2 protein-coding genes are annotated in these 17,018 nt (G+C 76.3%); both read left to right on the top strand.

Annotated features, from left to right (window positions below; genetic code table 11):
- Positions 1–30 precede the first annotated feature (30 nt).
- Positions 31–9,786, top strand: a complete 9,756-nt coding sequence (locus tag ACH5AR_RS00145) for an amino acid adenylation domain-containing protein (protein ID WP_396299061.1) — start codon at positions 31–33, stop codon at positions 9,784–9,786.
- Between the two features lie 70 nt (positions 9,787–9,856).
- Positions 9,857–16,939 (top strand): amino acid adenylation domain-containing protein, encoded by a 7,083-nt coding sequence (locus tag ACH5AR_RS00140; RefSeq protein WP_396299060.1) that lies wholly within the window; start codon positions 9,857–9,859, stop codon positions 16,937–16,939.
- The last annotated feature ends 79 nt before the right edge of the window (positions 16,940–17,018 follow it).

Below are 17,018 nucleotides of genomic sequence, written 5' to 3'. Positions count from 1 at the left end.
GGGGGCCAGCCGCACGAGGGAGAGAGTCACATGTCCGGGGTCCAGCAGACGCACAGATCCGAGCAGCGGCCGGAAGCGGCCGAGGTGCTGTGCCGACTGTTCGCGGAGGTGCTCGGCCGGCAGTCGGTCGACCCCGCGGCGGGCTTCTACGACCTGGGCGGCGACCGGCCCGCCGCCGAGCGGCTGCTGGACCTCGTGCACGCCGGCTTCGGTGTACGCCTGGCACTGCCCGTCCTGGCGCAGGCCCCCACCCCGGCCGCGCTGGCCGCCCTCCTCACCGCGGCGGCGCCCGCCGCGGCGACCCTCGGCGAGCTGGTCGACGCCCAGGTCGCCCGCACCCCGGACGCCCCCGCGCTGTACGCCGAGGGCACCACCCTCAGCTACGCCGAACTCGACGCCCGCGCCAACCGGTTGGCCCGGGTGCTGGCCGACCGCGGCCTGGGCGCCGAGGACGTCGTCGCACTGGCCCTGCCGAAGTCCCCCGAGGCGATCGCCGCGATCCTCGCCGTCACCAAGACCGGCGCCGCCTGGCTGCCCGCCGACCCGGCCTACCCGGCCGAGCGGCTGCGCCACATGCTCACCGACTCCCGCGCCGCGCTGGTGCTCACCACCGCCGAGGCCGCCGGGCAGCTGCCCGCGACCGACGCCCCGCTCCTGCTGCTGGACTCCCCCGAGCACCTCGCCGACCTCGCGGCCCGGCCCGCCACCCCGTTCACCGCCGCCGAGCGGGTCCGGCCGGTGAGCACCCTGAACACCGCGTACGTCATCTACACCTCGGGCTCGACCGGTGTGCCCAAGGGCGTGGCCGTCACCCACACCGGGCTGCCCAGCATGATCGGCACCCAGGTCGCCGCGACCGGCGTCGGCCCCGGCAGCCGGGTGCTCCAGGCCTCCTCGCTCAGCTTCGACGTGTCCGTCTCCGACCTGTCCGTCGCGCTCACCACCGGCGCCGCACTCGTCCTGCCGCGCGAGCAGAGCCAGCTGGTCGGCGAGGAACTCGCCGCCCTGATCGACCGGTTCGGCGTCACCCACGCCGACGTCGCCACCGCGATGATCTCCACCCTGCCCGACCTGCCGATGCCCTCGCTGCGCACCCTGATCGGCGGCGGCGAGGCCGTCTCCCGCGAGCTGGCGGCCCGCTGCGGCCGCGGCCGGCTGATGCTCAACAGCTACGGGCCCACCGAGGCCACCGTCATCGTCTCCATGAGCGAACCGCTCACCGGCGAGGAGCAGCCCCCGATCGGCCGGCCCTGCCAGGACGTGCGCATCCACGTGCTGGACGAGCAGCTGCGGCAGGTCGAGCCGGGCACCGTGGGCGAGCTGTACCTGGCCGGCCCGCACCTGGCCCGCGGCTACCTGAACCGCCCCGGCCTGACCGCCGAGCGCTTCGTGGCCGACCCGTACGGCGCGCCCGGGAGCCGGATGTACCGCACCGGCGACCTCGGCAGCTACCGCCCGGACGGCCAGCTGGACTTCCTCGGCCGGGCCGACGACCAGGTGAAGATCCGCGGCTTCCGGGTGGAGCTCGGCGAGATCGAGCAGACCCTCTCCGCCCACCCCGGGGTGCGCCAGGCCGTGGTGCTGGTCCGCGAGGACCGCCCGGGCGAGCGCCGGCTGGTCGGCTACACCGTCGGCACCGCCGACCCGGCCGAGCTGCGGGCCCACTGCGCCGAGCGGCTGCCCGACCACATGGTGCCCACCGTGGTGGTGCTCGACCGGCTGCCGCTCACCCCCAACGGCAAGGTCGACAAGCGCGCCCTGCCCGCGCCGGTGTTCGGCGCCGGCGAGGAGGACGGCCGCGCCCCGGCCGGCGAGCTGGAGCACACCCTGGTCCGGCTGTTCGGCGAGGTGCTGGGCCTGCCCCGGGTCGGCGTCACGGACTCCTTCTTCGAGCTGGGCGGCGACTCCATTGTGGCCATCCAGCTGGTCTCCCGGGCCCGGCACGCGGGCCTCCAGCTCACCCCGCGCGAGGTGTTCCTCGCCCCGACCGTCGAGGCGCTGGCCCGGATCGCCCGCCCGCTGGAGGGGCCCGTCGTCGTCGAGCCCGCCGGGGCCGGCCTCGGCGAGGTGCCGCCGACGCCCATCGTGCACTGGCTCGCCGCACAGCACGGCGCGGTGGAGAGCTTCTACCAGTCCACCCTGCTCACCCTGCCCGCCGGCACCACCGCCGAGCACCTGGCCGCCGCCGTCCAGGCCCTGCTCGACCACCACGACCTGTTCCGCGCCCGCACCTCCCCGCTGGCCGAGCGCCCCTGGACGCTGCACGTGCCGGAGCCCGGCGCCGTCCCCGCCGGGGCCGTGCTGCGCCGGGTCGAGGGCCGGGCCGACGCCGCGGCGCTGCGCGCCCAGACCGAGGCCGCCCGCGAGCGGCTGTCCCCCGAGGACGGCCGGATGGTCCAGGCCGTGTGGTTCGACGCCGGTCCGCAGCTGTCCGCCCAGCTGCTGCTGGTGATCCACCACCTGGTGGTGGACGGCGTCACCTGGCGCATCGTCGAGGAGGACCTGCTCGGCGCGCTCACCGCGCTCCGCGAGGGCCGCGCCGTCGAGCTCGCCCCGGTGCCGACCTCCTTCCGCCGCTGGGCCCAGCGCCTCACCGCCGAGGCCAACACCGCCCGCCGGGCCGCCGAACTCCCCCTCTGGCAGGAGGCGTTGGCCACACCGGACCCGCTGCTCGGCGAGCGCCCGCTGGACCCGGCGCGGGACACCTACGCCACCGAGGGCCTGCTGCGGCTGGTCCTGCCCGCCGAGACCACCAGGGCGCTGCTGACCAAGGTCACCGCCGCCTACCACGCCCAGGTCAACGACGTGCTGCTGACCGCCCTGGCGCTGGCCCTCGGGCACTGGCGCGGCCGGGACACCACCGGCCCCGACGGCGCCGTGCTGGTCACCGTGGAGGGCCACGGCCGCGAGGAGGTCGTCGAGGGCGTCGACCTGCACCGCACCGCCGGCTGGTTCACCTCCGTCTACCCCGTCCGGCTCGCCCCCGGGGCGCTGGACTGGTCCGAGGTCACCGCCGCCGGGCCCGGACTCGGCCGCGCCCTCGGCCGGGTGAAGGAGCAGCTGCGCGCCGTCCCGGACAACGGCATCGGCTTCGGCCTGCTGCGCCACCTCAACCCGGAGACCGCCGCCGTCCTCGAAGGCTTCGCCGACCCTCAGGTCGAGTTCAACTACCTGGGCCGCTTCGCCCCCGAGGGCGTCACCGCCGAGGACGTGCTGGCCGGCACCGAGGCGATGTCCGAGGGCGCCGCCACCGGCCTGGCCCTCGGCCGGGTGCTCGGCCTGGACGCCACCACCGTGGACACCCCGCAGGGCCCGCTGCTGGTCGCCCAGTGGTCCTACGCCACCGGGCTGCTCTCCGAGGAGCGGGTCCGGGCCTTCGCCGAGGCCTGGTTCGCCGCGCTGACCGCGCTCGCCGAGCACGCCGAGCGGCCGGACGCGGGCGGGCACACCCCCTCCGACTTCCCGCTGGTCGCCCTCACCCAGGAGGAGCTGGACGGCCTCGCCGCCCACCACGCCCCCGCCCGGCTGGTGGACGTCTGGCCCACCTCGCCGCTCCAGCAGGGCATGGCCTTCCACTCGGCGTACGACGCCGGGGGCGCGGACGTCTACACCTCGGTCGTGACCTTCGACCTCGACGGCCCGGTGGACGCCGACCGGCTGCGCGCCGCGGCCGAAGCGCTGCTGGACCGTCAGCCCAACCTCCGGGCCGCCTTCCACCAGCGGTCCGACGGCCCGCCCGTGCAGGCCGTCCCGGACGCCGTCGAGCTGCCCTTCACCGTGCTCGACCTGAGCGCCCACGCCGACCCGGCGGCCGAGGCCGCCCGGATCGCCGCCGCCGAGTACGGCCGCCGCTTCGACCTCGACCGCCCGCCGCTGCTGCGCTACACCCTGCTGCGGCTCTCCCCCGAGCGCCACCGGCTGATCGCCTCCGCGCACCACATCCTGCTGGACGGCTGGTCCACCCCGCTGTTCGCCGAGGAGCTGTGGGCGCTGTACTTCGGGCGGCCGATGCCCCCGGCGGCCCCGTACCGCGAGTACCTGCGCTGGATCACCCGGCGCGACGGCGAGGCCGCCCGCGCCGCCTGGGCCCAGGCCCTGGCCGGCGCCGACGAGCCCACCCTGCTCGCCCCCGGCCGCTCGGCCGCCGCCCCGCAGCTGCCGCTGCGCCTGCACGCCGGGCTCACCCCGGAGGCCACCGAGGCGCTCGCCCGCACCGCCCGCCGCTACGGCGTCACCCTCAACACCCTGGTCCAGGCGGCCTGGGGCGTGCTGCTGGCCCGGCTCACCGGCCGCGAGGACGTGCTGTTCGGCACCACCGTCTCCGGCCGGCCGCACGACCTGCCGGGCGTGGAGCGGATGATGGGCCTGCTCATCAACACCGTGCCGGTGCGGGTGCGCCTGGACCAGGCGGAGAGCTGGGGCGGGCTGCTGCTGCGCCTCCAGCACGAGCAGTCCGCCCTGCTGGACCACCAGCACCTCAGCCTCACCGAGATCCAGCAGCTCGCCGGGATGGGAAGCCTGTTCGACACCGTCACGGTGTACGGCAACTACCCGGACCCGTCCGCGCTGGACGACGCCGACCCGAGCGGCGCCACCCGCGTCACCCTGGTCGAGGACGTCGACAGCGCCCACTACCCGCTGGTGCTGGCCCTCACCCCCGGCGACGGCCTCCAGCTGCGCCTGGACCACCAGCCGGACGCCTTCACCGCCGAAGAGGCCCGCACACTGCTGGACCGCTTCCTCGCCCTGCTCGACCGGATCGTCGCCGACCCGGCGGAACCCGTGGGCACCGTCGAGGTGTTGACCGCGGCCGAGCGCGCCGAGCTGGTCACCGACTGGAGCGGCACCAGCACCCCGCTGCCGGAGGGCTCGCTGCCCGAGCTGTTCGAGGCCCGCGCCGCGGCCGCCCCGGACGCGATCGCGCTCACCGCCGAGGACGGCGAGCTGACCTACGCCCGGCTCAACGCCCGGGCCAACGGCCTGGCACGGCGGCTGGTCGCGGCCGGGGTCCGCCGGGAGACGCCGGTCGCGCTGATGATCGACCGCTCGGCCGCCCAGGTGGTCGCGATCCTGGCCGTGCTCAAGGCCGGCGGCCTGTACGTGCCGCTGGACGACGCCCAGCCGACGGACCGGCTGCGCACCGTCCTGGCGGACGCCGGGGCCGCGCTGGTGCTGGCCGACGCCGCGCACCGCGAGCACCCGGCGCTGGCCGGGCTGACGGTGCTCGACCCGCACGCCGAGGAGCACCCCGAGAACCTCGGACTGCCCCAGCGCGCCGACCAGTTGGCGTACGTGATGCACACCTCCGGCTCGACCGGCGTGCCCAAGGGCATCGCCGTCACCCACCGCGGCGTGGTGGACCTCGCGCTCGGCGGCCAGTTCACCGGCGGCGGCCACGAGCGCCTGCCGGTGCACGCCCCCTCCGCCTTCGACGCCTCCACCTACGAGATCTGGACCCCGCTGCTCTCCGGCGGCCAGCTGGTGATCGCCCCGGCCGGCCGGCTGGGCATCGCCGAGCTGGCGGCGGTGATCGGCCACGAGCGGACCACCTCGGCCTGGATCAGCGTCGGCCTCTTCAACGTGCTGGCCGCCGAGGCCCCCGAGACCTTCACCGGGCTGCACGAGGTGTGGACGGGCGGGGACATCGCCTCGCCGGTCGCCATGCGGCGGGTGCTGGACGCCTGCCCCGGGCTGCGGCTGGTCAACGTCTACGGGCCCACCGAGACCACCACCTTCGCGACGCACTTCCCGATGACCTCGGCCGCCGAGGTGCCGGACGTCGTGCCGATCGGCCGACCGCTGCCCAACAACCGGCTGTACGTGCTGGACGCCGGGCTGCGCCCGGTGCCGGTCGGCGTGGCCGGCGAGCTGTACATCGGCGGCTCCGGCCTGGCCCGCGGCTACGTCCGGCGCCCCGGCCTGACCGCCGAGCGCTTCGTGGCCTGCCCCTTCGGCGAGCCCGGCGGCCGGATGTACCGCACCGGCGACGTCGTCCGCTGGACCGCCACGGGCGAACTGGAGTTCGTCGGTCGAGCGGACGACCAGGTCAAGCTGCGCGGCTTCCGGATCGAACTCGGCGAGGTGGAGGCCGCGTTCACCGCCCACCCGGAGGTCGGCCAGGTCTGCGTGGCCGTCCGCCAGGACCAGCCGGGCGACAAGCGCCTGGTCGCGTACGTCACCGGCCCGGTGCGCCCCGACGAGCTGCGCGACTTCGTCACCGAGCGCCTGCCCGGCTACATGCTGCCGGCCGCGATCGTCGTCCTCGACGAGCTGCCGGTGAACCCCAACGGCAAGGTGGACCGCAAGGCGCTGCCCGCGCCCGACTACAGCGGCGCCGAGGGCGGGCGCGAGCCGCGCGACGCCACCGAGCGGGCCCTGTGCGCGCTGTTCGCGGAGGTCCTCGGGCTGGCCCGGATCAGCATCGACGACAACTTCTTCGACCGCGGCGGCCACTCGCTGCTCGCCACCCGGCTGGTCAGCCGGATCCGGGCCGGCCTCGGCGCCGAACTGCCGATCCGCGCGCTCTTCGACAACCCGACGGTGGCCCTGCTGGCCGCCGCGCTGCCCGACTCCGCGGCGGCCCGGCCGGCCCTGCGCCCGGCCGCGCGGCCGGAGCGGGTCCCGCTCTCCTCCGCCCAGCAACGCCTCTGGTTCATCGAGCAGTTCGAGGGCCCGAGCGCGCTCTACAACACCCCCGTCGCGGTCCGGCTCACCGGCGCCGTCGACCTGCCCGCCCTGGAGCGGGCCGTCCGGGACGTGGTGGACCGGCACGAGGTGCTGCGCACCGTCTTCCCGACCGTCGACGGCCGGCCCCACCAACTGGTCGTCAGCGCCCAGGAGTTGCCGCTGCACCAGGTCCGGGTGGCGGACCAGGGGCAGCTGCGGGCGGCGCTGGTCGCGGCCGGCGAGGAGGTCTTCGACCTCGCCCACGACCTGCCGGTGCGCGCGACCCTCTTCTCGCTGCCGCACGACGAGCACGTCCTGCTGGTGCTGATGCACCACATCGCCAGCGACGGCTGGTCGGTCGGGCCGCTCTTCCGCGACCTCGCCGAGGCCTACCGGGCCCGGGCGGCCGGCACCGCGCCGCGGTGGGAGCCGCTGCCGGTGCAGTACGCCGACTACACCCTCTGGCAGCGCGAACTGCTCGGCACCGACGAGCGCCCCAGCGCCCTGCTGACCGCGCAGCTCGCCCACTGGCGGCAGACCCTGGCCGACGCCCCGGAGGAGCTGGCGCTCCCCTACGACCGTCCGCGCCCGGCCGTGCCGGGGCACCGCGGCGGCCTGGTGGAGCTGCACGTCGACGCCGGACTGCACGGCGCCCTCGGCGAGTTGGCGGCGGCACAGAACGCCAGCCTGTTCATGGCGCTGCAGGCCGCCGTCGCCACCCTGTACACCCGCCTGGGCGCCGGCACCGACCTCCCGCTGGGCACCCCGGTGGCCGGGCGCACCGACGAGGCCCTGGACGACCTGGTCGGCTTCTTCGTCAACACCCTGCTGCTGCGCACCGACACCAGCGGCGACCCGACCTTCCGCGAACTGCTCGACCGCGTCCGCCGCACCGACCTGGACGCCTACGACCACCAGGACGTCCCCTTCGAGCGCCTGGTCGAACACCTCAACCCCACCCGCACCCCCGCCCGCCACCCGCTCTTCCAGACCCTGGTGGCGCTGGAGAGCCGGGCCGCCGTGCCGGCCGCCTTCGGCGACCTGGGCTGCGCGGAGCACCCCTTCGAACTGGACGTGGCCAAGTTCGACCTGTCCTTCCGCTTCACCGAGCAGGGCCCGCAGGCGGGCCTGACGGTCGCGGTCGAGTACGCCGTCGACCTCTTCGACCACGCCACCGCCGCCGCCATCGGAGAGCGGCTGGTGCGCGTGCTGCGCGCCGCGGTCGCCGCCCCGGACGCGCCGATCGGCGGCATCGAGATCCTCGACCCGGCCGAGCGCGAACAGCTGCTCACCGGCTGGAACGGCCCGGTCACGGCCGTCCCGGAGGCGACCCTGCCCGAGCTGTTCGAGGCCCAGGCCGCCGCCACCCCCGGGGCGCTCGCGGTGGTCTGCGGCACCGAGCGGCTCGACTACGCCGAACTGGACTCCCGGGCCGAGCACCTGGCGGCCCGGCTGGCCGCAGCCGGGGTCGGCGCCGAGACGCCGGTGGTCCTGCTGATGGACCGCTCCGCCGAGCTGCTGGTGGCCGTCCTCGCCGTCGCCAAGGCGGGCGGCACCTACGTCCCGCTGGACGACCGGCACCCGGCCGAGCGGCTGCGGCGGATCACCGCCGGGACGGCCGCGGCCCTCGTCCTGGTCGACGAGGCGCACCGCGACCACCCGCTGGCCGCCGACGCCCCCTGCCCCGTCCTGCCGCTCACCGCGGGCTGGTTCGACGGTCCGCGCGAACGGCGCGCCCACCGCACCGCGCCCCACCCGGAGCAGCTCGCGTACGTGATGTTCACCTCCGGCTCCACCGGAGAGCCCAAGGGCATCGCGATCAGCCACCGGGACGTGGTGCAGCTCGCCACCGACCGGTGCTGGCGGCACGACGAGGGCCTGCGGGTGCTGTTCCACGCGCCGCACGCCTTCGACGCCTCGACCTACGAGATCTGGGCGCCGCTGCTCTCCGGCGGCCGGGTGGTCGTCGCCCCGCCGGGGGACCTGGACGCGGCCGCCATCCGCGAGCTGGTCCGGGTGCACGCGCTCACCCACGTCCACGTCACCGCCGGGCTGTTCCGGGTCATCGCGGAGGAGGACCCGGGCATCTTCGCCGGCGTGCGCGAGGTGCTGACCGGCGGCGACGTGGTCTCCGCCCCGGCCGTGCGCCGGGTGCTGGAGGCCGTCCCCGGCATCGCCGTGCGGGCGCTGTACGGGCCGACCGAGACCACCCTGTGCGCCACCCACCACCCGATGCCGGACGCCGCCGCGGTGCCGGACACGGTGCCGATCGGGCGCCCGCTGGACAACACCCGGCCGTACGTGCTGGACACCGCGCTGCGCCCGGTGCCGGCCGGCGTGGCGGGCGAGCTCTACCTCGCCGGGGCCGGGCTGGCCCGCGGCTACGTCGGCCGCCCGGCGCTGACCGCCGAGCGCTTCGTGGCCTGCCCCTTCGGCGGGCCGGGCGAGCGGATGTACCGCACCGGCGACCTCGTGCGCTGGACGGCCGACGGCGTGCTGGAGTTCCTCGGCCGCGCCGACGACCAGGTCAAGATCCGCGGCTTCCGGATCGAACTCGGCGAGGTGGAGGCCGCGTTCACCGCCCACGAGGGCGTCGGCCAGGCGCTCGCGGTGGTCCGCGAGGACCAGCCGGGCGACAAGCGCCTGGTGGTCTACGCCACCGGCAAGGCCACCGACGGCGAGCTGCGCGCCTTCGTCGCGGACCGCCTCGCCGCCTACATGCTCCCGGCCGCCGTGGTCGTCCTGGACGCCCTGCCGGTCACCGCCAACGGCAAGGTCGACCGCCGGGCCCTGCCCGCCCCCGAGTACGCCGGGGCGGCCGAGGGCCGCGCCCCGCGCACCGAGCGCGAGCGGGAGCTGTGCGCCCTGTTCGCCGAGGTGCTGGGCGTGCCGACGGTCAGCATCGACGACCGCTTCTTCGACCTCGGCGGCCACTCGCTGCTCGCCACCCGGCTGGTCAGCCGGATCCGCGCCGCGCTCGGCGCGGAGCTGCCGATCCGCGCGCTGTTCGACGCCCCCACCGTCGCCGCCCTCGCCGCCGTCCTGCCCGGGGGCGAGGAGGCGCCCGCCCCGAAGAAGGCCCGCCCGGCCCTGCGGCCGATGCGCCGCCCGCAGGCCTGACCGGCGCAGCGCGGCCCGCCGCACCCCACCTCAGCCACAGCAGCCGTACGTCGCCAGTCGGAGGCAGACCTTGATCCCGTTGTCGTTCGCCCAGCAGCGGCTCTGGTTCATCGAACAGTTCGAGGGCCCGAGCGCCCTCTACAACACGCCGTTCGCCCTCCGGCTGACCGGCGCGCTCGACGCCGCCGCCCTCGAAGGCGCGCTCGGCGACGTGGTGGACCGGCACGAGGTGCTGCGCACCGTCTTCCCGACCGTCGACGGCCAGCCCCACCAGCACATCCTGGCCGAGGGGCGCCCGGTGCTGCACCGGGTGCGGGCCGCCGACGGCGCCGAGCTGGACGCACTGCTGCGCGAGGCCGCCGGGCAGGTCTTCGACCTCGCCTCCGACCTGCCGGTGCGGGCCTGGCTGTACGACCTGCCCGCACCGGACGAGCACGTCCTGCTGCTGCTCACCCACCACATCGCCAGCGACGGCTGGTCGGTCGGGCCGCTCTTCCGCGACCTCGCCGAGGCCTACCGGGCCCGGCTGGCCGGCACCGCGCCGCAGTGGGAGCCGCTGCCGGTGCAGTACGCCGACTACACCCTGTGGCAGCGCGAGCTGCTCGGCGAGGAGGACGACCCGCAGAGCGTCGCCTCCCTGCAACTCGCCCACTGGCGGCAGGAGCTGGCCGGCCTGCCGGAGGAGCTGGCGCTCCCCTACGACCGTCCGCGCCCGGCCCAGCCGAGCCGCCGCGGCGGGGCGGCCGACATCGACCTCGACGCCGAACTGCACACCGCGCTCACCGCGTTGGCCTCCTCCCGGCACGCCAGCCTGTTCATGGCGCTGCAGGCCGCCGTCGCCACCCTGTACACCCGCCTGGGCGCCGGCACCGACCTCCCGCTGGGCACCCCGGTGGCCGGGCGCACCGACGAGGCCCTGGACGACCTGGTCGGCTTCTTCGTCAACACCCTGCTGCTGCGCACCGACACCAGCGGCGACCCGACCTTCCGCGAACTGCTCGACCGCGTCCGCCGCACGAACCTGGACGCCTACGACCACCAGGACGTCCCCTTCGAGCGCCTGGTCGAACACCTCAACCCCACCCGCACCCCCGCCCGCCACCCGCTCTTCCAGACCGTCGTCACGCTCACCGCGGAGCGGGCCGGCGACCTCGCCTTCGGCGCCGCGGTGGGCACCCCGCTGGAGGTCGGCGAGGCCCAGGCCCAGTTCGACCTCAACTTCAACTTCGTCGAGCGGCTCGCGCCCGACGGCACCTGCCTGGGCGTGCGCGGCGCCGTCGACTACGCGGCCGACCTCTTCGACCACGCCACCGCCGCCGCCATCGGAGAGCGGCTGGTGCGCGTGCTGCGCGCCGCGGTCGCCGCCCCGGACGCGCCGATCGGCAGCATCGAGATCCTCGACCCGGCCGAGCGCGAACAGCTGCTCACCGGCTGGAACGGCCCGGTCGCGCCCGTCGCCGAGCAGAGCCTGCCCCGGCTGTTCGAGGCCCAGGCCGCCGCCACCCCCGGGGCGCTCGCGCTGGTCTGCGGCACCGAGCGACTCGACTACGCCGAGCTGAACGGCCGCGCCAACCGGCTCGCCGCCCTGCTGCTGGCGCGCGGCCTGACCACCGAACAGCCGGTCGCGGTGCTGATGGAGCGCTCCGCCGGGCTGCTCACCGCCGTCCTCGCGATCGCCAAGGCGGGCGGCACCTACGTCCCGCTGGACGACCGCTACCCGCTGGACCGGCTCCGGCACATCCTCGCCGACACCCGCACCGGCCTGCTGCTCACCGACCCGGCCCACCGGGGCCACCCGGTGCTCGCCACCGAGGGCTTCGCCACCGTCGAGGTCACCGACGCGCTGCTGGCCGGGGCCCCCGCGGCCGGCGACCCGACCGTGCCGGTGCTGCCCGGCCAGCTGGTCTACGTGATGTACACCTCCGGCTCCACCGGCGTGCCCAAGGGCGTCGCCGTCACCCACCGCAACGTGGTGGACCTGCTGGGCAACCCGCACTTCCGGGCCGGCCACCACGAGCGCGTGCTGCTGCACTCGCCCACCGCCTTCGACGCCTCCACCACCGAGATCTGGGCGCCGCTGGTCACCGGCGGGGCGATCGTGCTGGCCGAGCCCGGCGAGCTGGACATCCGCCGGCTCGCCGAGACCGTCACCACCCACCGGGTGACGCTGGTCCAGGCCCCGTCCGGCCTGCTGCGGCTGATGGCCGACGAGGACCCGGCCGCCTTCCGCGACGTCCGGCAGGTGTGGACCGGCGGCGACGTCGTCCCGCCGGAGGCCGTCCGCCGGATCCACCGGGCCTGCCCGGCCACCGACGTGGTCGCGGTGTACGCGCCCACCGAGACCACCGCCATCAAGACCACCTTCACCATGGCCCCCGGCGCGCCCGTCCCCGCCGTGGTGCCGATCGGGCGCCCGCTGGACAACACCCGGCCGTACGTGCTGGACACCGCGCTGCGCCCGGTCCCGGCCGGCGTGGCGGGCGAGCTCTACCTCGCCGGGGCCGGGCTGGCCCGCGGCTACGTCGGCCGCCCGGCGCTGACCGCCGAGCGCTTCGTGGCCTGCCCCTTCGGCGAGCCGGGCGAGCGGATGTACCGCACCGGCGACCTCGTGCGCTGGACGGCCGACGGCGTGCTGGAGTTCCTCGGCCGCGCCGACGACCAGGTGAAGATCCGCGGCTTCCGGATCGAACTCGGCGAGGTGGAGGCCGCGTTCACCGCCCTCCCGGAGGTCGGCCAGGCCTTCGCCGTGGTCCGCGAGGACCGGCCCGGCGACAAGCGCCTGGTGGTCTATGCCACCGGCGGGGGCGACCCGGCCGAGCTGCGCGCCGCCGTCGCCGACGGCCTGCCCGCCTACATGCTCCCGGCCGCCGTGGTCGTCCTGGACGCCCTGCCGGTCACCGCCAACGGCAAGGTCGACCGCCGGGCCCTGCCCGCCCCCGACTGGGCCGGGGTCGCCGAGGGCCGCGCCCCGCGCACCGCCACCGAACGCGCGCTGTGCGACCTCTTCTCCGACGTCCTCGGCGTGGAGCGGATCGGGATCGACGACAGCTTCTTCGACCTCGGCGGCCACTCCCTGCTCGCCACCAAGCTGGTCAGCCGCATCCGCGCCGCGCTCGGCACCGACCTGCCCGTACGCGCCCTGTTCGACGCCCCCAGCGTGGCCGCCCTCGCCGAGGCGCTGCCCGCCCCGGGCGCCGGGCGGCCGGACGCCCGCCCGGCCCTGCGGCCGGTCGAGCGGCCCGAGCGCGTGCCGCTCTCCCCGGCCCAGCAACGCCTCTGGTTCATCGACCAGTTCGAGGGCCCGAGCGCCCTCTACAACACCCCGTGCGCCGTGCGGCTGACCGGCCCGGTCGACACCGCCGCCCTCCAGGCGGCCCTGGCGGACGTGCTCGACCGCCACGAGGTGCTGCGCACCGTCTACCCGACCACCGACGGCCGGCCGCACCAGCTGCTCCTGACCGCGCCCGAACTCCCGCTGCGCACCGCGGCGGTGGCCGACGAGCAGGAGCTCGCCGCGGCCCTGGCCGAGGCCGGGTCGCAGGTCTTCGACCTCGCCCGCGACCTGCCGGTGCGCGCCACCCTCTTCTCGCTGCCCGGCGAGGAGCACGTGCTGCTGGTGCTGATGCACCACATCGCCACCGACGGCTGGTCCGTCGCCCCGCTGCTGCGCGACCTCTCCGAGGCGTACGGGGCCCGCTCGGCCGGCGCCGCGCCGCAGTGGGAGCCGCTGCCGGTGCAGTACGCCGACTACGCCCTGTGGCAGCACGAGCTGCTCGGCACCGACGAGCGCCCCAGCGCCCTGCTGACCGAGCAACTCGCCTACTGGCAGCGGACCCTGGCCGACCTCCCGGAGGAGCTGGCGCTGCCCTTCGACCGCCGCCGCCCGGCCGCCCCGAGCCGCCGCGGCGCCGCCGTGGAGCTCCGGACGGACGCCGGCCTCCACGCCGCCCTGGTCGACCTGGCGCAGCGGAGCCGGGCCAGCGTCTTCATGGTGGTGCAGGCCGCCCTGGCCACCACACTGGGCCGGATCGGCGCCGGCACCGACCTGCCGATCGGCACCGTGGTGGCCGGCCGCACCGAGGAGGCGCTGGAGGACCTGGTCGGCTTCTTCGTCAACACCCTGGTGCTGCGCACCGACACCAGCGGCGACCCGAGCTTCCGGGAGCTGGTGGAGCGGGTGCGGGTCACCACCCTGGAGGCCTTCGAGCACCAGGACGTGCCCTTCGAGCGGCTGGTCGAGCTGCTCAACCCGGCCCGCTCGACCGCCCGCCACCCGCTCTGCCAGGTGATGCTGACCTCCGGTGGCGAGGCCGGCCGCACCAGCCTCGGCGGGCTGCCCGGCCGGGTCGAGCAACTGGACGCGGACCTCGCCAAGTTCGACCTGACCTTCGCCTTCAGCGAGAGCTTCGACGCGGCCGGGGAGCCCGCCGGGCTGGGCCTGACCGTCGAGTACGCCGTCGACCTGTTCGACCGGGCCACCGCCGAGGCGACGGCCGCCCGCTTCGAGCGCGTCCTGCGCGCGGTGCTGGCCGACCCGGACCAGCCCGTCGGCCGGGTCGAGGTGCTGGCCCCCGGGGAGCGCGAGCAGCTGCTCGACGGCTGGAACGACACCCGGGGCGGCCTCCCCGCGGCCACCTTCCCGGCGCTCTTCGAGGCCCAGGCGGCCGCCCGCCCGGAGGCCGTCGCGCTCGCCTTCGGCGCCGAGCGGGTCACCTACCGCGAGCTGAACGAGCGCGCCAACCGCCTGGCCCGGCTGCTGGCCGAGCACGGCGCGGGCCCCGAGCGCTTCGTCGCGATCGCCCTGGAGCGCTCGATCGAGCTGATCGTCGCCCAGCTCGCCGTGCTCAAGGCGGGCGCGGTCTTCCAACCGCTGGACCCGCGCTACCCGGCCGACCGGATCGCCTACATGCTGGACGACGCCCGGCCCGCGCTGGTCCTCACCACCCGGGCGCTGGCCGACGGCCTGCTCGCCGGCAGCGCCGTGCCGCGGCTGCTGGTCGAGGACCTGGACGCCTCCGCCCACCCGGCGCACGACCTCACCGACGTCCCGATCACCCCGCACTCGGCCGCGTACGTCATCTACACCTCGGGCTCCACCGGCCGCCCCAAGGGCGTGGTGGTCACCCACACCGGCCTCGCCGCCATGGTGGAGGGCCAGCGCCGGGGCCTGGCGGTGACCCCGGACAGCCGGGTGCTGCTGTTCGCCTCGCCGTCCTTCGACGCGGCCGTCTGGGAGCTGGGCATGGCGCTGCTCACCGGTGCCCGGGCCGTGCTCGGCGACGCCGACCAGCTGCTGCCCGGCCCCTCGCTGGCCGCGCTGGTCGCCGAGCAGGGCGTCACCCACCTGACGCTGCCGCCGACCGCGCTGGCCGTGCTGGCCCCGGACGCCCTGCCGGAGGGCACCACCCTGGTCGTCGCCGGCGAGGCCTGCCCGCCCGACCTGGTCGAGCACTGGTCGGCCCGGCTGCGGATGGTCAACGCCTACGGGCCGACCGAGTCCACCGTCTGCGCCAGTATGAGCGAGCCGCTGGCCGGCCGGACCACCCCGCCGCTGGGCCGGCCGGTGCCGGACACCCGGCTGTACGTCCTGGACGCCGCGCTCCAGCCCGTCCCGGCCGGGGTCGAGGGCGAGCTGTACATCGCGGGCGCCGGCCTGGCCCGCGGCTACCTCAACCGGCCGGGCCTGAGCGCCGAGCGCTTCGTCGCCGACCCGTACGGCGCCCCCGGCAGCCGGATGTACCGCTCGGGGGACCTGGTCCGCCGCCGCCCCGACGGCACCCTGGAGTACCTGGGCCGCACCGACCACCAGGTGAAGGTCCGCGGCTTCCGGATCGAGCCCGGCGAGATCGAGGCCGTGCTGGCCGCACACCCGTCCCTGGCCCAGGCGTTCGTGCTGGTCCGGGAGGACCGCCCGGGCGACCGCCGGCTGGTCGGCTACGCCGTCGCCCGCCCCGGGCAGGCCGTCGACCAGGCCGCGCTGCGGGCCCACGTGGCCGCCGCCCTGCCGGACTACATGGTGCCCTCGGCGGTCGTCGCGCTGGACGCCCTGCCGCTGACCGCCAACGGCAAGGTCGACCGCCGGGCCCTGCCGGCCCCCGACACCACCTGGCTCGGCGCCGGGCGGGCCCCGGCGACTCCCCGGGAGGAGTTGCTCTGCGGCCTGTTCGCGGACCTGCTCGGGCTGGAGAAGGTCGGCGTGGACGACAACTTCTTCGAGCTGGGCGGGCACTCGCTGCTGGCCAGCCGGCTGGTCGCGGGCCTGCGCGAACTGGTCGGCGAGGACGGGGGGATCGGCGTCCGCACGGTCTTCGAGGCGCCGACGGTGGCCGGGCTGGCCGAGCGGCTCGACCGGGGCCCGGCCGCCGAGAGCTTCCCCGTGCTGCTGCCGATCCGCACCCGCGGCTCGCGCCCGCCGCTGTTCTGCGTCCACCCGGCCGCCGGCATCAGCTGGGTCTACACCGGCCTGCTGCGCCACCTCGACGCCGAACAGCCGATCTACGGCCTCCAGGCCCCCGGCCTGGCCGACCCGCAGGCCCAGCCGGCCTCGGTGGAGGAGCTGGCCCGCACCTACCTGGCGCGGATCCGCGCCGTGCGCCCCGAGGGCCCGTACGCCCTGCTCGGCTGGTCGTTCGGCGGCAGCGTCGCCCACGCGATCGCCGCGCTGCTGCGCGAACAGGGCGAGGAGGTCCGGCTGCTGGCCCTGCTGGACGCCTACCCGGGCACCGGCGAGCCGGGGCCCGAGCAGTGGCGGGACGACCCGGCACAGCTCGCGGTGATCCTCGACTCCCTCGGCCACCCGGCCGGGGAGGTCACCGCGTGGCCCGCCGACGAGGACGGCTACGCCGCGCTCGTCCGGGACGGCGAGGGCCCGCTGACCGGGCTCAGCGGCGCCGGGGTGGCCCGGGTGGTCTCCGTCTTCCAGTCCCACGCCGAGCTGTCCCACGAGCTCCCGCTGCCCGGCTACGACGGCGACGCGCTGTTCTTCACCGCCGCCAAGGACCGGCCGGCCGACGCCCCCGACCCGGAGAGCTGGCGCCCGCACCTGGGCGGCCGGCTCGACGTCCACGAGGTGCCGAGCACCCACGGCGCGATGACGAGCGCCGAGGCGCTCGCCGTCATCGGCCCGGTGCTCGCCGCCCACCTGACCTCCTGACCCGCCCGCACCACCGCCCCACCGACTCGCACCCCCCACCGACCGCAGGCGACCGGCCTGCGCCCACCTCGCGGACCGC

The sequence above is a fragment of the Kitasatospora sp. NPDC018619 genome (genome assembly GCF_044391605.1).
Lineage (GTDB): Bacteria > Actinomycetota > Actinomycetes > Streptomycetales > Streptomycetaceae > Kitasatospora.
This window is presented reverse-complemented; position numbering and strand designations above follow the sequence as displayed.